This is a genomic window from Shewanella decolorationis S12 (genome assembly GCF_000485795.1).
Lineage (GTDB): Bacteria > Pseudomonadota > Gammaproteobacteria > Enterobacterales > Shewanellaceae > Shewanella > Shewanella decolorationis.
Window position 1 is genome coordinate 236675 of record NZ_AXZL01000076.1, and the last position, 19617, is coordinate 256291.

The 19617-nt window shown below is 47.2% G+C and carries 17 protein-coding genes; 15 read left to right on the forward strand and 2 right to left on the reverse strand.

Going from position 1 to position 19617, the window contains the following annotated elements; all coding sequences use genetic code 11:
* Positions 1-210: 210 nt before the first annotated feature.
* The 8 genes from SHD_RS18045 to SHD_RS18080 all read left to right on the forward strand — a co-directional run bounded on the left by SHD_RS18045 (position 211) and on the right by SHD_RS18080 (position 7225).
* Positions 211-1194 (forward strand): hypothetical protein, encoded by a 984-nt coding sequence (locus SHD_RS18045; protein ID WP_023268449.1) that lies wholly within the window; start codon positions 211-213, stop codon positions 1192-1194.
* Between the two features lie 15 nt (positions 1195-1209).
* On the forward strand, positions 1210-2109 hold the full coding sequence (locus tag SHD_RS18050; protein WP_023268450.1) for a DUF350 domain-containing protein: 900 nt from the start codon (positions 1210-1212) through the stop codon (positions 2107-2109).
* A gap of 4 nt (positions 2110-2113) precedes the next feature.
* Positions 2114-3847, forward strand: a complete 1734-nt coding sequence (locus tag SHD_RS18055; protein ID WP_039978651.1) for a polyamine aminopropyltransferase — start codon at positions 2114-2116, stop codon at positions 3845-3847.
* 78 nt (positions 3848-3925) lie between these two features.
* On the forward strand, positions 3926-4339 hold the full coding sequence (locus SHD_RS18060) for a YjfI family protein (RefSeq protein ID WP_007645549.1): 414 nt from the start codon (positions 3926-3928) through the stop codon (positions 4337-4339).
* A gap of 12 nt (positions 4340-4351) precedes the next feature.
* Positions 4352-5041: a PspA/IM30 family protein gene (locus SHD_RS18065; protein ID WP_011715973.1), complete on the forward strand. Its 690-nt coding sequence runs from the start codon at positions 4352-4354 to the stop codon at positions 5039-5041.
* Between the two features lie 142 nt (positions 5042-5183).
* Entirely contained in the window at positions 5184-5837 is a 654-nt protein-coding gene (locus tag SHD_RS18070) for a hypothetical protein (RefSeq protein WP_023268452.1), read from the forward strand.
* Between the two features lie 107 nt (positions 5838-5944).
* Positions 5945-6274 carry a hypothetical protein gene (locus SHD_RS18075; RefSeq protein WP_023268453.1) on the forward strand — a complete coding sequence of 110 codons (330 nt, stop codon included), beginning with the start codon at positions 5945-5947 and terminating at the stop codon, positions 6272-6274.
* Between the two features lie 126 nt (positions 6275-6400).
* Positions 6401-7225, forward strand: a complete 825-nt coding sequence (locus SHD_RS18080) for an ion transporter (RefSeq protein WP_039978933.1) — start codon at positions 6401-6403, stop codon at positions 7223-7225.
* 52 nt (positions 7226-7277) lie between these two features.
* Here SHD_RS18080 and SHD_RS18085 read toward each other — a convergent pair whose 3' ends face one another.
* Positions 7278-8789 (reverse strand): CYTH domain-containing protein, encoded by a 1512-nt coding sequence (locus SHD_RS18085; protein ID WP_039978935.1) that lies wholly within the window; start codon positions 8787-8789, stop codon positions 7278-7280.
* Positions 8790-9020: 231 nt separating this feature from the next.
* Between SHD_RS18085 and SHD_RS18090 the strand changes: the two genes are divergently transcribed.
* The 7 genes from SHD_RS18090 (at position 9021) to SHD_RS18120 (ending at position 18886) form a co-directional block, all read left to right on the forward strand.
* A complete protein-coding gene (locus SHD_RS18090; protein ID WP_011623862.1) occupies positions 9021-9701 on the forward strand; it encodes a TIGR00153 family protein in 681 nt (226 codons plus the stop codon).
* A 25-nt stretch (positions 9702-9726) separates the two neighbouring features.
* The gene (locus SHD_RS18095; protein WP_023268456.1) at positions 9727-11016 is read left to right on the forward strand and encodes an inorganic phosphate transporter; all 1290 of its coding nucleotides are present in this window, start codon (positions 9727-9729) and stop codon (positions 11014-11016) included.
* A 194-nt stretch (positions 11017-11210) separates the two neighbouring features.
* Positions 11211-11759 carry a TIGR04211 family SH3 domain-containing protein gene (locus tag SHD_RS18100; RefSeq protein WP_039978939.1) on the forward strand — a complete coding sequence of 183 codons (549 nt, stop codon included), beginning with the start codon at positions 11211-11213 and terminating at the stop codon, positions 11757-11759.
* 258 nt (positions 11760-12017) lie between these two features.
* On the forward strand, positions 12018-15212 hold the full coding sequence (putA, locus tag SHD_RS18105; protein ID WP_023268458.1) for a bifunctional proline dehydrogenase/L-glutamate gamma-semialdehyde dehydrogenase PutA: 3195 nt from the start codon (positions 12018-12020) through the stop codon (positions 15210-15212).
* A 734-nt stretch (positions 15213-15946) separates the two neighbouring features.
* A complete protein-coding gene (locus SHD_RS18110) occupies positions 15947-16759 on the forward strand; it encodes a hypothetical protein (RefSeq protein WP_023268459.1) in 813 nt (270 codons plus the stop codon).
* A gap of 1118 nt (positions 16760-17877) precedes the next feature.
* Positions 17878-18612 carry a DUF599 domain-containing protein gene (locus tag SHD_RS18115; RefSeq protein ID WP_039978653.1) on the forward strand — a complete coding sequence of 245 codons (735 nt, stop codon included), beginning with the start codon at positions 17878-17880 and terminating at the stop codon, positions 18610-18612.
* 94 nt (positions 18613-18706) lie between these two features.
* Positions 18707-18886 (forward strand): helix-turn-helix domain-containing protein, encoded by a 180-nt coding sequence (locus SHD_RS18120; RefSeq protein WP_023268461.1) that lies wholly within the window; start codon positions 18707-18709, stop codon positions 18884-18886.
* Positions 18887-18951: 65 nt separating this feature from the next.
* Here SHD_RS18120 and cyaB read toward each other — a convergent pair whose 3' ends face one another.
* Positions 18952-19581 carry a class IV adenylate cyclase gene (cyaB, locus tag SHD_RS18125; RefSeq protein ID WP_023268462.1) on the reverse strand — a complete coding sequence of 210 codons (630 nt, stop codon included), beginning with the start codon at positions 19579-19581 and terminating at the stop codon, positions 18952-18954.
* Positions 19582-19617: the final 36 nt, after the last annotated feature.

Here is a 19617-nt window from a genome sequence, read left to right on the forward strand (position 1 = left end):
GAAATCACATCAGGTTTGATGCCATTGTCATGCCTAAAGGCAAATTCTCGCATTATCCCTTCATGGCAGATGCGAACTCAGCCCAAAAGAAAGTAACCCCTCTTTTTTGGCTGTTTAGGGTACTATAACCTGTGAGGCAAACATATTGGGCAAATAGATTATTATTGTCTGCCCATATTTGAGTTTTATTTCAGCACTTTTGGAGAAAACATGGCAGGAATGCTAATGCGGGTTCTCACGTCGATGCTCATTTTGGCTGCGACCTTATCGCTTACAGGTTGTGGCGATGACAGGCCAGAGAAAATTGAGAAGTATCAACAACTCACTGAGCAGCGCCTCTCGACACTCAATACTATGCTTGAGGACGGTCAGGTGCGTAACGCCAATCTGCTCAAGCAATATAGCAGTTTGCTAAAACAGCAAAAGCCTGATTTAGCACCATTAGTGGATGAATTAGCCAAGGATGCAACCGCCGAAGGGCCTATGTACACCTCGCTGAAGCGTCGTTTAGCTGATGCCAAAAATTCGGCCAACTTTACCGATCTCGACCAGCAACTCAACGAGGTTGAGAATCTCTACCAAGCGGCCGATCCTAGTCTATATAACGACATGCTTTCCGATCCGGTGAACGTGATCGCCGATATGTCGGAGGGCAAGCTTGCCCGCGTCAATGCCATCAGCCGTGAGGCGGCGGCCCTTGCCAATAATGCCGAAGATTTTGGCCCTGGTAGTCAATTGGTGGGTAACCCGGCTTACGGCAGTTGGCAGACAGACTCAAGCGGCATGTCCTTCTGGGCTTGGTACGGCATGTATTCGATGTTTTCGAATATTTTTCAACGTCCTATTTACTACGACCGTTGGTCGGGTAATCGTGGCTACAGCTATTACAACGACGTAGGTCGCTATCGCTATACTTCGCCAAAACAAGCACAGGCGCAGGAAAAAACCTTCGAGCAGACCAAAAAACGTTTCGATTCCCAAGGGAAACGCTTCGATAGCCCCTATGCTAAATCGCGTACAGGTGCCACGGCGCTCTCCCGTGAGAGCAGCAGCGCGCCTAAAACCAATACCGCAAGTACCGCGAATAAGTCGGGTGCGCAGTCAGGCAGCAAATTCCGTTCTAATTATTCTAAAGACAGCAGTTTCCGTAATTCCAGCAACCGCACGACCCGCAGTGTGCGCCGAGGCAAGTAACCTAAAGGATCTCTTATGACATTATTTCAGGATTTCGGTATCACACCAGAGCTAGTCACCATACTGGCAATTGACCTCACTATTGCAGTTATCTTATTGACATTAATGCGTTATTTGCAGGGCTGGAGTGTGAGAGTCAACAGCAGTAAAGAGCTGGCTGAACGCGATAACTTTGCCTTTGGGATCAGTACCGCCGGCGCCGTTGCCGCACTCGGCATAGTGTTGACAGGCGCAATTACTGGCGCTGCTGCGCCCTCCTATTTAACCGAAGCCATTGGCATGAGCGCCTACGGGTTATTTGGCTTAGTGCTGATTAAATTCGGACGCTATTTACACGATAAAATCGCACTAAACGAGTTAGATAAGAATCAGCAAATCCTTAAAGGTAACGTATCTGTCGCCATTGTAGATGCCAGCGCCGCCATCGCAACCGCGATCATTATTCGCGCCGTACTGCTATGGGCCGAGGATTTAACACTCGACACCTTTATTGCCATCTTCAGCGCCTTTGCGATTTCGCAGTTGATGCTAGTGCTACTGACCCGCCTACGTGAAAAACGCTTCGCGAGTCGTAATCAAGACTCTTCTATGCAGCTGGCACTCGTCCAAGGCCACACGGCATTAGCCATTCGCCACGCAGGCTTTATGATAGCCATGGCTTTAAGCTTTAATGCCGCGAGTCATTTTATCCTGTTCAACCCAACCGCCTATGTGACTAACATCATCGGTTGGTTAGTGTTCTCCATCATCATGTTGGTGGTACTGACACTGCTGTTGTTTGTGATCAAAAAGCTGGTGCTGGCACGAATCGATTTGGCGGATGAAGTCGAAAGACAGCACAACATTGGTATCGCTGCCGTAGAAATGGCCATCAGTATTGCTATCGCACTTATTCTCACGGCCCTAATGGCGTAATCCAATGCACGAATCCCAAATAACCAGCTCGGCGACTCAAGCGGTAAAAACGAGTCGCCTAAGCTGGTTCGATGATGTCCTACTATTGGGCATTATGGCCGTACTCGCTGGGTGCGGCCTGATCTACGAATACCTGTTGTCCCACTACGCTGGCCGGATCTTAGGCGCGTTAGAAGCCGCCATTTACACCATGATCGGCCTGATGATCGTCTCCATGGGTCTTGGCGCCTTTGCCGCTCGCAGAATTAAAGATGCCTTTACCGGCTTTGCGGTGCTGGAACTCACCGTCGCGCTCTGTGGCTCGCTGGCGATTTTAATTACCGCTGCCGTGATAGGTTTTGGTCAGCAACTGCCGATGCTTATCGCCTCCACCTTAGGTTTACCACCGGATCAACTGCCCGAAGGTGGCATGATTGGCTCGCTGCAAAAGTTGAGCGAACATCTGCCCTATGTCTGGGGCGTTTTGCTCGGCTTGATGATCGGGATGGAAATTCCGCTGATCGCGAGGGTGAGACAATCCTTATCAGATGAACACTTACTGCATAACGCTGGCACCATTTATGGCGCCGACTATATTGGCGCAGGGATTGGCGCGGCCATTTGGGTGGGCTTTATGCTGGCCATCGATATTCAACTCGCCGCCGCGCTGACCGCCAGCTTTAACTTGCTCGCGGGCTTTGTGTTTATCTGGCGTTTTTGGCCCAAGATCCAAAGGGCGAAATTATTGCTCGCGGGGCATTTTGTAGTCACCGGCGTATTATTGCTGCTCGCCATTCAAGGGCCGAGTTGGGAGCAACAGTTCAACAATCTGCTCTATAAAGACAAAGTGGTTTACGCTAAGGCCACGCGCTTTCAACAACTCACCTTTACCGAGCGCTTACGCGGCAATGGCCTCTCCCCCATATACTCTTTGTATATCAATGGCCGATTACAGTTTTCGAGTATCGATGAGCATATCTACCATGCGTTTTTAGTTCACCCAACGCTTGCGGCAAGCGCTCGCCACAACAAGGTATTAATCATTGGTGGTGGTGATGGACTGGGCCTTAAGCAAGTACTGCGCTGGGAACCTGAGCAAGTGACCTTACTCGATCTTGATGCCGCATTGGTGCAACTCTTTAAAACGCCCGATACAAATATGCCTAAGCGTCTAAGCCAAGCCCTGTTGGCCCTCAATGGCAATGCCTTTAACGATCCTCGCGTTAACGTGATCCACGACGACGCCTTTAATGGTGTCGATAAACTGATTGCCGCGGGGGAGAAATACGATGCCATTATTGTAGACCTGCCCGATCCTAGCCATCCCGATCTAAATAAGCTCTATTCGGATTATTTCTATCGCAAGCTCAAGGAACTAATGAGCAGTGATGGTGCTCTGACTGTACAGTCAACCTCGCCCTATCACGCACAAAAGGCCTTTATCTCAGTAGCAAAAACCTTGGCCTTAGCGGGGTTTGATGTAAAACAGTATCACCACAATGTCCCTAGTTTTGGTGAATGGGGTTGGAGTATCGCCACCTTAAATGGCAAAGATGCTCAACATCGTTTGGCACTGCTGACAGAGTTGCCAATTGCAGATGACTGGTTAACCTTAGGTTTAGTTAAAGGCGCCTTTGAATTCCCAGCCAATTTTTATCAGGATGCGACCAATATTAAGCCCAATGAACTGGGGTCATTACAGTTGTACCATTATCATCAACAGGCTTGGTCCGAAACCCAAGGACTGGATCTTTTTTAACGGATAAAGATAGTGCTTGACATATTATGTCTTAGTGCTATCTTTGAACAAAGACATAATATGTCAATAAGGACAAATATGAATATCCATACTCTTGCAAATCACCTCAACAGCCTTGGCAATAACAGCCAAACCGGCTTCCAATTCGATTGCTATCCAATTGATGGTGAAGTCGAAGTGTTGCAAGTGAATGTGGTCGGCCGTGAAGAAATCCCGGTATTCGTATCGGTTACGGACAACCAAATTCTCTGCATCAGCTACCTATGGGGCGAGAACGAAGTAAACCAAGAACGTCGCAGCGAAATGTTTGAAACCATGCTCGAATTAAACATTCCAATGCCATTGTCAGCCTTTGCCAAAATTGATGACAAATACGTGGTTTACGGCGCGCTGTCCCTGCAATCTAGCATGCTCGAAATCGAGCAAGAGTTAGCAGTCTTATCCGATAACTGCTTAGAAGTTATCGATGAAATGGTCGACTATCTGAAATAAGGAGCCACTACTATGGGCATTCTGAATAAAATTTTAACAGCGTTTCGCGGTGGTGCCACCGAAGTAGGCCAAAGCATCGTAGACGCAAACTCGACTCGTATTTTCGAACAGGAAATCCGTGATGCCGAGAAACACTTAACCAACGCTAAGCGCGAACTGACCGATGTGATGGCGAAAGAAATGCAAGCCAGCCGCGAAGTTGACCGCTTAAAGCGTTCAATTGCCGAACACGAAGGCTATGCAACGCAAGCTTTAGATAAAGGCAACGAAGCCTTAGCCATTGAAGTGGCTGAAAAAATTGCTCAATTGGAGCAAGAACTGGCTGAGCAGCAAACTGCTAATGATAGCTTCAGCGCCCATGCAGTACGCCTAAAAGATTTAGTGAAGAAAACTGAGCGTCAACTGTCTGATTATCAACGTCAGTTAAGCATGGTTAAAACCACCGAAAGCGTACAAAAGGCAACAGCGACCATTACCGACTCTTTTGCCTCAAGCAACTCTAAGCTGCTGAATGCTAAAGATTCATTAGAGCGTATCAAGGCGCGTCAACAACAGTTTGACGACAGATTGAAAGCCGCTGAAACCTTAGCCGAAGAAGGCAGCGATAAATCATTGCAAGCCAAATTAGCCGAAGCTGGCATAGGTGAGCAAAAATCGAATGCCAACGCCGTGCTCGAACGTATTAAGGCACGTAAAAGCTAATTCATGATTGACCAAACGCCGAGCACCGATGGGACCATCACCCCCTATTGTGCTCGGCTTTTTTGTTTTAGACACGCGAATATGTCCAATCACCCACTCATAGCGTGAGCTTTGGCATAGTGCGCACTGTTTAGGAGCGAATATGGGATTTTTTAACAGTATTTTTGGTAAAAAGGCGCCGCCAGCGCGTGAACTCAACCATCCCTCTGCGCTCAAGATCGGCGATATGATCTCCATCGACAATAGTTTTGCTCTGCCGCCACAATTGCGCGGTCAGCAACTCAAAGTCGAAGCGGTGAATACCTATGAGTTTGAACGCAATCAGCAAACCGAGTGGGTACTTAAGGGTCATGGTAGCGAAACGCTATTTTTGAGTATTGAAGAGGACGATGAAACTTACCTCGCCTTCTCCCTGAAAATTACCCGCGCCCAGGTGGAACAGTTATTCGATTTAGAGCAATTCAGTACCCTTTTCGATGAACCAGGCCACGCCGAACTCACCACCCAAGAGTTGTCGCCACAGTTAGCCGAGCAGCTCGAACAATGGCTGGGTAAGCAATACCATCAAGTGACCTTTGCGCTGTTTGGCTATTTTCACCGCGAAGACTACCGCGGCCTAAAACCGCCGCAGGATGCCAATGGTGCAACCGGCGAGCCCTTCGAATATTATTTACTGCTCGACGATGACGAAAGCCGCGCGGTAGAGGTAGAAGTGTACGAAGGCGGTGATACGGACGTAGTGCTGACCTTATACCGCCCCTTGTCGGACATTCGCGACTACTGGCCCGGTCAGTAAGCTTTAGCATACGATAAAGTGCGCCACTCGCACTTTATCGCTTAAGCCATTACAATCCCAATTAAATTCGCTCGAAATGTACGGTTGATAACAACAGGTAGCGCCTAATGAGTAAAACGAAACACCCTCTGCCAGAGCAATGGCAGAAAAACCAAGATGCCGCAAAAGCGACGCAAGTGGCCTTCGACCTCGATGAAAAGTTTCAATATTCAATTCGTAAAGCCGCACTCGATGCGGGTGTCAGCCCTTCCGATCAGATCCGTACCATTTTAGGCTTAAGTGTTTCAAAACGTCCGACTCGCCCCCGTCTAACCGTATCCCTTAATGCCGATGACTATGTTCAACTTGCTGAAAAATATGGTCTTAGTGCCGATGCCCAACTTGAAATAAAGCGCCGAGTACTGGAAGATCTCGTCCGTTTTGTCGCTAAGGATTAATTGTTAGCGCGTCTTTTAAAGGCCCGATAATTCTAAGTCGGGCGATTTATCACAAAGTTAATTTACTCGAAGCGTAAACTCTTTTACCTTAGATATTCGCCTTAAAACACAGGGATCATGTTAGGCATGACAGATAAAACCCCTTGGTCGCTCCGCTCTCTGGCTAATCCATCTCCCTTCGAATTCGCTATGATGCTGCTATCGTTATTGTCAGTCATCATAGTGCTGGTAATGACCTTTGGCCGCCTCGATACAGAAACCTACCGGCTACTGTTTTTTATCGATACCACGATTTGCATGATTTTTATGATCAACTTTTTCGTTGGCCTGTTTCGCGCGCGGGATAGACTCTTTTATCTGCGCCATCATTGGATCGACTTCATCGCCAGTATTCCCGCCATCGAGGCACTGCGTATCGCGAGGGTATTCCAAATTCTGCGGGTAATCCGTTTAATCCGCATGAGTCGATCTTTCCTTATACCATTGATAAAGCAGCGTAAACAAGCCACCTTAGCCAGTTTACTGGTCGCTATGGTGACCATTTTAACCTTCGCATCTATCATCATCCTGATAGTCGAAAGCGGTACTGAAGGCGCCAATATCCAAACCGCTGAACAAGCTATTTGGTGGGCTTTAGTGACCATTTCAACCGTGGGTTATGGTGATTTCTACCCTGTCAGCACCGCAGGGCATATTGTTGGCGGCATAGTGATTGTCAGTGGCGTGAGCTTTTTCGGGGTGATTTCGGGTTATATGGCCTCGGTATTTGTCGCCCCCGATGAAAGCGAGCGCCAAGAGCGTCAAGACGCGCATAAGGCAGAGATTAAAAGCGAACTCGAAATGGCCCTTGCTAGAATGGAAGAAAACCAGCGGCAGATGGAGCAGAATCAAGCGCAGATGTTGGCCAAAATTGCTGAGTTAAAACAAGCATTAGAAGCCCAAAAGAATTAGGAAGGCAATGCCTTCCTAAGCTTTATTCAAAGTGATGCCGACCAATCGGCCGTTACCAATAAGTTGTTTGCGTCATCGCGTTTTGTCTCGACGCCTCCATCGCAAAAAGTAAGCTTTGCTGCTTAGCCTCAAGCCAGTCGCTTAAGTCGATGCCAAGGGTTTGCGCCGCCAACGTTAATTGCTGATAACAAGCTAAGGTTCTAATCCCTAACACTAAATCCTGCCAAGGTGCCCTAAAGGCATCGCGGGATTTTGCCTCATACAAAAGCCCATAGGCCTGCCCTACTTGAATACTCTCATCGAGTAACGCTGCACACTGCAGATAATCCTCGGCGGTCATGGTCTTATCGCTTGGCATCGCAGCCAAAACAGCCTGCCATGAAGCTTCCTGCGCATGATCAGCATGCTGGGACAACCCAAGCTCTGCGGGCAGCTCGATGTTACCCGCGCTGAGCGCCAATAGGATCTCGACAATCGCCAACTGCAATTGACCGTATTCAACACTTTGCCAAAGTGAGGTTAACCGCCCCGTGATATCCATGGCTTCAAATTGCAGCTGTAGTTGTTGCATCAAGGCTTGACGGGCGTCGTGCCGAGTTAATAAGCCTTTTTGACTGCCCAGCAAGGCCGCTAGGGCCTGTGCCTCCTCAATGAACACCAGCTGGGATTCAATCAGAGTAAAGTGCTGCATCAAAGTAGCGTTAGCGAGACCAAACTGGCTCAGCGTCATCCGTACTAAACGGATACAGGCGCGCATCCGCCACCATAGGGCAATTACGGCTTCGTTATCTTGTTCTTCGGCAATCATGGCTTCGAGCAACTGCCAACGCTCGAGTGCGGTTTCCAGTAAGACTTGGCAAGTGGCGGTTAAATCCTGTTGATGGGGCTGATGCAGGTTGAGATCTTCAGGCACGGGCAGCGGTAAAAACTCGAGCGCATTTAAGGTTAACGGCTTAGATTGCCCCGCGAGTCGATAACCGCGCTGCGCCTTACTGGCTTTACCTAAACGAACAGGAACGCTATCGGCCACTTGCGTCGCCAAGGTTAATAAGGCATTGGCATCCCCCGACAATAGCTCAAATTCGAGTTCGCAGAGCGCTTCATGCTGACCATTAGCGGTAATATCCCCCGTGTCCAAGGCAACCTCGATAAGGCTCTCTCCTATAGTCACATGCCAGGCGCGGCGATAAAAATCGGTATGAAATACGCAGCCAAGCGCCGCTTGCACTGATGCTAAATCGGCATTGGCGGGCCAGATATTGGCGGGAAAGAGGCTTAAATTTGGGCTGTCGGCTTCAATGGTGACGTTATATTCGGGACGAGAATGGATCCCGCCCACCACTTGCCCCGCCGTCTTAATGGTTTGCTCTTTGTGACCATCAAACCCGCGCACCCTTAACCCCATGTCCCATTGGCGTAATTGTAATCCGGGGGTATCAAAGTAACCGTTGCTTAAGCGACGCTTTCCCTGCGGAGTGGCGTTTGGCAGGCTATCTAACTTATTTATCAAGGATTCTTGAAACTTAGGGAGGAAAAACAGTTTTAATTCTATCTCTGCATTCATTGCGGCACCGCTCATTTTGTCATCAAAGATTCATTGATGCGTCACTTTTAGTTCATAATGTCACAAATGTGTCATAAAAATCCCGTAGGATTTGGTTTTGAAGTTGGTATATAACCCGTTAGAATAATGCTGTGAATTTTTCTAAAAAAACACAGTTTCAATACGCGGACGCATAGGGTAACATGCGCCCGCTTTTTCCAATCATGGAACAATCTAAATAGGTAAACGGCAATGCCAGTAAACTCTATTTTGGGCGTGTTTGCAAAATCGCCAATCAAGCCTCTTCAAGAGCACATGGACAAAGTCTACGATTGCGCATCGTTACTGGTCCCCTTTTTCGAAGCCACCATCACAGGTAACTGGGATGGCGCAGTTCAACTACGCAAGCAAATCAGTTTAGCGGAAAAGCAAGGTGACTCACTCAAGCGTGAAATTCGCCTCACTCTGCCAAGCGGTTTGTTTATGCCAGTTGAGCGTACAGATCTATTGGAACTACTGACTCAACAAGACAAAATCGCTAACAAAGCAAAAGATATCTCTGGTCGTGTTATCGGCCGTCAATTATTAATCCCTCAGGTCATGCAAGTGCCCTTTATTGCGTATCTACAACGTTGTATCGACGCAGTAGGTCTTGCAAAACAAGTCATTAACGAACTCGAAGATTTGCTTGAAGCAGGTTTCCGCGGTCGTGAAGTCGACTTAGTGGCTAAAATGATCAACGAACTCGATATCATCGAAGAAGATACTGACGATCTGCAAATTCAATTACGTCGTCAGCTATTTGCATTGGAATCAGAATTGAATCCTGTCGATGTGATGTTCCTCTATAAAACGATTGAATGGGTCGGCGGTCTTGCAGATCTTGCCGAACGCGTCGGTTCGCGTCTTGAGCTTATGCTGGCTCGCGTTTAATAAATAAGGTTATCAAGGTATCAATATGGTTGATGCAGGTATGGAGGTGGCTAACGTCTTAGCCACTAATGGGCCGTGGCTTATTGCCATTGCGGCCGCGTTTGGTTTTCTAATGGCGTGGGGTATTGGTGCGAACGACGTGGCCAATGCAATGGGAACCTCAGTGGGTTCCAACGCTATTACTATTAAACAAGCGATTATTATCGCAATGATCTTCGAATTTGCGGGTGCTTACTTAGCCGGCGGCGAAGTGACCAGTACGATCCGTAACGGTATTATTGATTCAAGTTACTTTACCCAAACCCCTGAATTGCTGGTATACGGCATGATTGGCTCACTGTTAGCCGCAGGGATTTGGTTAGTTGTCGCATCAGCCTTAGGCTGGCCAGTATCAACCACTCACTCTATCGTAGGTGCAATTATCGGCTTCGCGGCTGTGGGTGTTGGCACTGAGTCTGTCGCCTGGGAAAAAGTAGGTGGTATTGTTGGCTCTTGGGTCATCACCCCTGCAATCTCTGGCTTTATGGCTTTCATTCTGTTCCAAAGCACGCAAAAACTGATTTTCAACACAGATAACCCACTCGCTAACGCGAAACGCTATGTGCCTTTCTACATGGCATTTGCTGGCTTTATCATGTCGTTAGTCACCATCCTTAAGGGTCTATCACACGTTGGTATTCACTTAAAAGGTGCCGAAGCGTATATGCTGGCGGGTGTGATTGCAATTGCCGTTGGTATTATTGGAAAGGTGATCATTTCTCGTTTAAAAATGGATGAGAAAGCCACCCACAAAACCATGTACGCTAACGTTGAAAAAGTGTTTGCGATCCTGATGGTACTCACCGCCTGTTGTATGGCTTTTGCCCACGGTTCAAACGACGTAGCTAACGCGATTGGCCCATTAGCAGCGGTTGTCTCTGTGGTCAACAGTGGCGGTCAAATTGCGTCTAAGTCTCCGTTAGTTTGGTGGATCCTGCCTTTAGGTGCCGTTGGTATCGTGATGGGTCTGGCTATCTTCGGTAAGCGCGTGATGCAAACCATTGGTAAAAACATCACTCACTTAACACCAAGCCGTGGTTTTGCTGCCGAATTAGCTGCTGCCTCGACTGTAGTTATTGCTTCTGGTACTGGTTTACCTATCTCTACCACACAAACCTTAGTGGGTGCGGTACTAGGTGTGGGTATGGCCCGTGGTATTGCGGCAATCAACATTGGTGTCGTGCGTAATATTGTTGTGTCTTGGGTGGTTACTTTACCTGCGGGTGCGGGTCTATCTATCATCTTCTTCTTTATGATTAAAGGTATCTTTAACTAAGAAGCCAAGGTGACTATGGCAAGCTTGCCGTAGAAACGCACAAAACACACAGGAATCGCTAGCATGGATGCGGCAAAGTTGAGGGAAGTCTATGACTTCCCTCTTGCATTGCAGGCCCCAAATCCCTAGCATGTTGTCACTATTTCGTTGATGAGAATACAAAAGTGTTAAGAATGCTGACTCTGGTGGGAATGATGTTACTCTCCCCCAACCTGCTGGCCGAAGGCCAACCCCGCTATATCTCGGACAACGTGTTTCTTTATATTCTCAATGGTCCGAGTACAGACTACCGTATCTTGGGCTCGATTGAAGCGGGACAACCTATTACCTTATTGGGCGAAACCCAAGGCGATTACTCCAAAATTGTCGACCACAAGGGACGCGAAGGTTGGGTACCAACTAACATGATTAGCGCTACCCCAAGTTTTCGCGAGCAAGTATCGTCACTCACCAGTGAACTGGCTCAAGCCAAAGCTAAACTGGACGAAGTGATGAGCTCAACCGATAACCATGCCGATGAAGTGGCCGAGCTTAAAGCCAAGTTGACCGACGCTGAGGCAATGTTGAGCAAAGCTACTCAAGAGCGCGACAGTTTGAAACTGGCCGCGGATAGCAGCGCTCAGGAAGCACAATTTGCCCTTTGGCGTGAAGGTGGTTTGATTGCCGCTGCCGGTTTAGTGGTGGGGGTGATTTTGGTGTATCTACCAAGACCGCAGCGCCGCAATAAAAAGCGTTGGATGTAAATTTTTACGCAAATCCGCTGAAAGTAAAATCAAAAGCCAGTGTTTTCAAACACTGGCTTTTTTGTCAATCGAGCGTTACATCTAGCGCGTAACAAGCTAATCAAACAATCTTCACATTCTTTCACGCTATAGTGTTGTCCGTCACATTTTGGTTGTATAATCTGCGCGCGCAAAGCTTCATATTGTATACAAAATATCAAATGCGTTTCGCGCCCCCCATTTTTGTTTCAACAATAGAGCCGAAAACAACTGGCCAAGATGGAAGCGATTACTATGTTCAAAGCGAGTGAAGTGCTGGCAGGCCGCTACGATTCTGCCAATCTCGACGAACTGTTCAAAGCCGTCACCGACAACTACATTGTCGATGAAGAACAATACTTGTCAGAGCTAATCAAACTAGTGCCCTCCAGTGATGAAGCCATCGAGCGCGTCACTCGTCGTGCCCACGAACTGGTCAACAAAGTTCGTCAATTCGATAAGAAAGGTTTAATGGTTGGCATCGACGCCTTCCTGCAGCAATACAGCTTAGAAACACAGGAAGGGATTATCCTGATGTGTTTAGCCGAAGCCCTGCTGCGTATTCCCGATGCGGCCACCGCCGACGCCTTAATTGAAGACAAACTCTCAGGCGCAAAATGGGATGAACACTTAAGCAAGAGCGATTCGGTGCTGGTTAACGCCTCCACTTGGGGCCTAATGCTCACTGGCAAAATCGTCAAACTCGATAAAAAAATCGATGGTACGCCAAGCAACCTGTTAAGCCGTTTAGTGAATCGTTTAGGTGAGCCTGTGATCCGCCAAGCCATGATGGCGGCGATGAAGATCATGGGTAAGCAGTTCGTTCTCGGCCGCACCATGAAAGAAGCGCTCAAGAACAGCGAAGACAAGCGTAAATTAGGTTACACCCACTCTTACGACATGCTGGGTGAAGCTGCGCTGACGCGTAAAGATGCCGAAAAATACTTTAACGATTATGCCAATGCGATTACTGAGTTAGGCGCGCAAAGCTATAACGAAAACGAATCACCACGCCCAACGATTTCTATCAAGCTGTCAGCACTGCACCCACGTTACGAAGTCGCTAATGAAGACCGTGTGCTGACCGAGCTGTATGACACAGTTATTCGCTTAATTAAGTTAGCCCGTGGCTTAAATATCGGTATTTCTATCGATGCCGAAGAAGTTGACCGCCTCGAACTATCATTAAAACTGTTCCAAAAACTGTTTAATTCTGAAGCCACTAAGGGTTGGGGCTTACTCGGTATCGTAGTGCAAGCTTACTCTAAGCGTGCTCTGCCGGTGCTGGTATGGTTAACCCGTCTAGCGAAAGAGCAAGGCGATGAAATTCCGGTTCGCTTAGTAAAAGGCGCTTACTGGGATAGCGAGCTGAAATGGGCACAACAAGCTGGTGAAGCAGCATACCCACTCTACACCCGCAAAGCTGGTACCGACGTATCATACTTAGCCTGTGCGCGTTATCTGTTATCCGACGCCACCCGCGGCGCGATTTATCCCCAATTTGCCAGCCACAACGCGCAAACCGTTGCGGCAATTTCCGATATGGCGGGCGATCGTAACCACGAATTCCAACGTCTACACGGCATGGGACAAGAGTTGTACGACACCATTCTGTCGGAAGCGGGCGCGAAAGCAGTGCGTATCTACGCTCCAATCGGTGCCCATAAGGATCTGCTGCCCTACTTAGTGCGTCGCCTGCTAGAAAACGGCGCCAACACTTCATTCGTGCACAAACTGGTCGACCCGAAAACGCCTATTGAGTCTTTAGTGGTTCACCCACTGAAAACCCTGACAGGCTACAAAACCCTGGCTAACAACAAAATCGTTTTACCTACCGACATCTTCGGTAGCGATCGCAAAAATTCCAAGGGACTCAATATGAACATCATTTCAGAAGCAGAGCCATTCTTCGCGGCCTTAGACAAATTCAAATCGACGCAGTGGCAAGCGGGCCCTCTGGTTAATGGTCAAACCTTAACTGGCGAACACAAAACCGTGGTGAGCCCATTCGATACCACTCAAACTGTGGGTCAAGTAGCTTTTGCGGACAAAGCTGCTATCGAACAAGCTGTGTCTTCTGCCCATGCAGCTTTCGCCTCTTGGACACGTACGCCTGTTGAAGTGCGCGCCTCGGCACTGCAAAAGCTGGCGGATCTGTTAGAAGAAAACCGCGAAGAACTGATTGCTCTGTGTACCCGTGAAGCGGGCAAGAGCATTCAAGACGGTATCGATGAAGTGCGTGAAGCCGTAGACTTCTGCCGCTACTACGCGGTGCAAGCTAAGAAGCTGATGTCAAAACCTGAACTGCTCCCAGGCCCAACGGGTGAGTTAAACGAACTCTTCCTTCAAGGTCGCGGTGTGTTCGTGTGTATCAGCCCATGGAACTTCCCACTCGCTATCTTCTTAGGCCAAGTATCGGCAGCCCTCGCTGCGGGTAACACTGTCGTTGCTAAACCTGCTGAACAGACTTCAATCATTGGTTACCGCGCAGTGCAGCTTGCACACCAAGCGGGTATTCCAACGGACGTGCTGCAATATCTACCCGGCACAGGTGCTACCGTAGGTAACGCACTGACGGCAGATGAGCGCATCGGCGGCGTATGTTTTACCGGTTCAACTGGCACAGCCAAACTCATCAACCGCACACTGGCCAACCGTGAAGGCGCCATCATTCCGTTAATCGCCGAAACTGGTGGTCAAAACGCTATGGTGGTTGACTCTACTTCTCAGCCAGAACAAGTGGTTAACGATGTAGTGTCTTCATCCTTCACCAGTGCGGGTCAACGCTGCTCGGCACTGCGTGTACTCTTCCTGCAGGAAGATATTGCAGACCGCGTTATCGATGTACTCCAAGGTGCGATGGACGAGTTAGTAATTGGCAACCCAAGTTCAGTGAAAACCGACGTGGGCCCAGTTATTGATGCGACCGCGAAGGCTAACCTTGACGCCCATATCGACCACATCAAGCAAGTCGGTAAGCTGATCAAGCAAATGCCATTGCCTGCTGGTACTGAGAATGGTCACTTTGTGTCACCAACTGCCGTTGAAATCGATTCTATCAAAGTGCTTGAAAAAGAACACTTTGGTCCAATCCTACACGTGATCCGTTACAAGGCATCTGAACTTGCCCATGTGATCGATGAAATCAACAGCACAGGCTTTGGCTTAACCTTAGGTATCCACAGCCGTAACGAAGGTCATGCCCTCGAAGTCGCTGACAAGGTTAACGTAGGTAACGTGTACATCAACCGTAACCAAATCGGCGCGGTCGTTGGCGTACAGCCTTTCGGCGGCCAAGGTCTGTCGGGCACAGGTCCAAAAGCCGGTGGTCCACACTACTTAACTCGCTTCGTGACTGAAAAAACTCGCACTAACAACATCACCGCCATCGGTGGTAATGCGACTCTACTGTCACTGGGTGATAGCGACGCCTGAGTCCTAATGACTTATTGATAAACGAAAGCCAGACTCTGTCTGGCTTTTTTATTTACGTTAATCAAAATCAAAGTCGTGGGGCTTTACCCCACACCCGACCAAAAGGGGAAAAGCGCCTGTTCCCCTTTTGGAAATCCCCCGGCGTCCCTAGCGAAGTGACATGCATTGGTTAGTGGCTTCGTGCTTATTCGAAAATCGCTAACGCTTCCGATGGTACATCCTGTACCCCGAAAGCTAGCAAGGCATCCATGCCTCGCTCACGCGATTTTCTTCAACGCCCTTCAGCAACTTCGCAGGGGAAGGTGAACTTCTGTGGTCAGGGTGTTGGCAGTTAATTCCAAAAGAGTTATGCATTTCCCATATTTATTTGCCAAATTTAACAATGGGTGCCTTAATAAATCAACTCGCTTTTCTGCATGAAAAAAATATTGAAACCCACTGTAATGGGTGCTAAGTTACTGACATATTTTAATTATTAAATCACATTATTCAATTGCTCAGTCTATTACAGCCTATGTTTCATTAGAACACAATTAGCTTTCTTGTATGACTTATCTTAATTTGGGCTTTAAAAATGAAAAAATTATTATTAGATACAGAGTTATCTGTTAGGTATGGTCCTTGCTACGCAATTGATAATTTAATCATAAATAAGGCTTGGCTCTCATACGTCATTTACTTTGACACAATTATTATTCTTATGGCTGAGATGAATAACTTGCCAAAAAAAATTGGTGAAAGTTGAAGAGTACCCAATAAAGGAACTAGCAAACCTCAAGGTTACGGAACTCCCTATAACTGATCCATTAGAAACTAAACTGCGTTCAATACTATTCTGTATCGAAAATGAAATTGTTTTTTGTTCTACAGAAGGTGATAGCCGCTCTGAAAGAGAACGTCTTATCAATGAAGCAGGGAAGAATGTAACTGAATCTATTAACTTCCTAAAAAAATCATTTCTAACTATTGATATAATACAATTTATTATATTTAATCCAATCACTGTAGAAGGAGGATTTTCAGACTCTCTGCTTAAAGTCATTACTGAGTACAAAGAATCAGATCACATGCCAATTTTAAGGGATGGTATTGAGGCGATTGTTAAAAGTAATGAAGGTAATTATTATTTAACTGAAGATATAAAAAGAAATATCCAATCAAATTTGATTATAAATCAATCTAAGATACTTGACTTATTGGACTTTAATAAAATAATGACTTTCGATTTAAAGTCTCTTTTATCTGATGGCATATCTACAGTTGGTGGCCTTTTAACACCTTTCCTTCCCCTAAGTACAATACTAGAAATCTATACTTACATTAAGAATAAAAAAACAATTTCCAACAACCATGAAATTTTATTTACACTGTCTGTAATGTACCTTCAAAAAATTATTACTCAAAATATTGGGCATGAAATTAATAAGCAATGTAACATATGCAAATTAACTTCTATCGAAATTGACAACATTAACGAAAATGAAGTTAATAACTTTATATTTAAATCAACAGAATATTTTTGCCCGACCATCTTCGTTATTATTTAGAAACAAGAAAGTTTCACAAATTAATGGGTAAGCCACTATTAAAACATTTAATATCGTCCAAATAAAAGACAGGACAGGCGCAGATCTTTAGGAATTAATAGTTCGCACTGTTGCGACAGGAGTTCACCTTCCCCTGCGAAGTTGCCGCAGGGCGTTGGAATAAATTGCGTGAGTCCGGTCATGGATGACCGGCTAGCTTTCGTAGGTACAGGGACGTTGCCTTCGGAAGCGATAGCAATTTATCCATAAGACCAAGGCTAGTACCTAATGCATGTAACTTCGCTAGGAGCGTCTTGGAGAATCCAAGGAGGATAGGACGAGCAGTCCTCCTTGGTCGGGTGTGGGGTGAAGCCCCACGACTTTGATTCACCTCGGCCGCAAGGCCGCAATCTAAAGGGAATTTATTGAGACACCCATTGTTAAATTTCTCAAAGTGATGTTAGGTGCAAGTCTGTTTGCTGTGCATGATGAGCAAACAGCGCGAAATCGAGAGGAGTTCATATCTCCTAGGAGTTGCCGCAGGGCATTTTCGTTTGTTACGTAAGCTAGGCATGGTCATTCTCGTGCATCTGACCCATAGGGAAATGTCAGAATGATGTATGGAACATCATTGACCATGCACTTCACGACATTCAAGCATCCTGCCTATCAGATGCCAAGATAGCGTCAGTCGAATCAGACATCAGATGACGCTAATGTTAGATAGGTGAGCCAAGGCGATTTGCGAAGACGACCGTCCGCCCCATGGACGGGGCGGTCGAGCATCCACGGACGGACTCGCTGCGTGTCGGTGAGCGAATGCCGTGGCGAACCACTTTCGGGAGATATTTGTAAACATTAAACACACAACGGCTATAGTTACAAAGTCTTCCTCAATCAGCACTCGGCTACGAGATATACCCAACGCATTTTTCTCACTCACTTACCTCATATAAGTTTCCTCAAAACTGAGTCTCACTAAGCAAGAGGTTTCAAAGCCAATGTGAGCGGCTTCAAATTGTGAATAGGCGAGATTTGAAAGCGATATGGGGGGATTGCGCCTAAGAGATAAAAACCTTCATAATCGCCATTCAATCAATGATTTTTTACTTTCTCAAAGTCACTTTCTCAAGGCAACTATGACATTCTCGCTATTAGATATTTCTGCATTAACGTGGTTTATCGTTTCTTGGGCTGGCTATACCGCTTTTGCCCGACGCAAGGCGAAGGATACCGACTGTATTGCCCGTGGCCTGCATAAGCACAGGATCTACTGGATGCTCGAGCTGATGACTCGAGGTGTGCGCGTCGGCGATGCGGCGTTATTAGCGAACCTTGAGCGTAATATTGCCTTTTTTGCCTCGACTACGCTGTTCGTGCTCGCGGGGGTATTAACCTTATTTGCCCAGGTAGAACGCCTCGAAGCCGTGATCGCGACTATTCCCTATGCCACACCACCGAACCACTCCTTAGTCCAAGTTAAGTTGGCGCTGTTGGTAGTGATCTTCGTGATGGCGTTTTTCCAATTTACTTGGTCGATGCGCCAATACGGCTTTGTAAACGTGATGATTGGCGCTGGCCCCATGGATAGCGAAGGCGCAAACGACAACCTCAAAGCCTACGCGCGGCAAATGGCGACGGTGCAAGACCAAGCCGCCCATTCCTATAACTATGGTTTGCGGGCTTACTACTTTTCGATGGCCGTGCTCTGCTGGTTTGTGCACCCTATCCTATTTATTTTGGCCAGCCTGTTTGTGGTGGTCACCCTCTATCGCCGCGAATTTAAATCCCGCGCCGTGATAGCCATTACCGCCGCCAAGGCACATTTAGGCAGCGAATATCTGGCGCGAGAAACCCAGCGCCAATCTAAGTAGCCCCAGCCAACTTAAGACTGCGCCAGTAAAGCGCAGTTTAATTCTTGTTCTATACTCATTGGGTTAATCACCAATCAATAAGTGGGAGTGAGCCATGAGTGATAATCTGTTAACTGTGGATGAAGTGTGCAAGTTGCTGGATAAGAGCCCGGCAACGATTAAACGCTATGCGCGGGAAAACCTACTCAGCAGCGTGAAAGACGGTGAAGAATTGCGATTCCCCGAAGAAGAGGTTAAACGTTATTTAGCCTTTTCTCAGCGCTTAGGAAAATAAGCCATCATAAACACGTTTTCATGATTCATCCCCAAATGGACTTGGGATGTATCCACGCAAAACGATTATTGTTGTAAAGCCTGCTGTAATTGCTTGTAGGATAAAAACTCCCGCTGCGACTCATTCAGGCCAAGTTCCGCTGCTAAAGCGACGAGCTGTGCCTCATAACTCTGCAGCATAGTTTCATCATCAGTCACAATCGCCAGTTCAGCAAAGTCACCCAATCCTTCAAGCCTGTCTAAAGTTAAGTGAAATTGCCCTAAAAAATACACGCTGCGGCGCTTTTTAATCTCAAGCACACATTGATAACCTAAAGTACGCAGCATACTTTTGGCTTTATTGGCATCCGTGATATTGACCGCTTCACAGCGATCTTTCTCGGGCCCTTTCACAATCCACAGCATGATGCCGGAGGGCTGCATCTCGCGAATACACAGGCTTTTATGCTCAGCCGCTAACGACGCTGAGGGTGAATCAAAATAGCAGTCATGCTCAAGATTATCCTCGAGCATCACCTCCGGTGATTTAGCGCTTAGGCGTGCCCAAAAAGCCTCTCGGTCTGCGAGCCGATACTTAAGCTCCACCTCAAACTTACCATTAAAATGGGCGTTAATTTGCGGGGCTAATTCTTTTGGTACTAATTCTTTTGGTGCCAATTCTTTTAGTGCAAAGTCTGCTGGCATTGGATTATTCATCTAACGGCTTTACTCCTGCTGCATGCTTAACTCTTT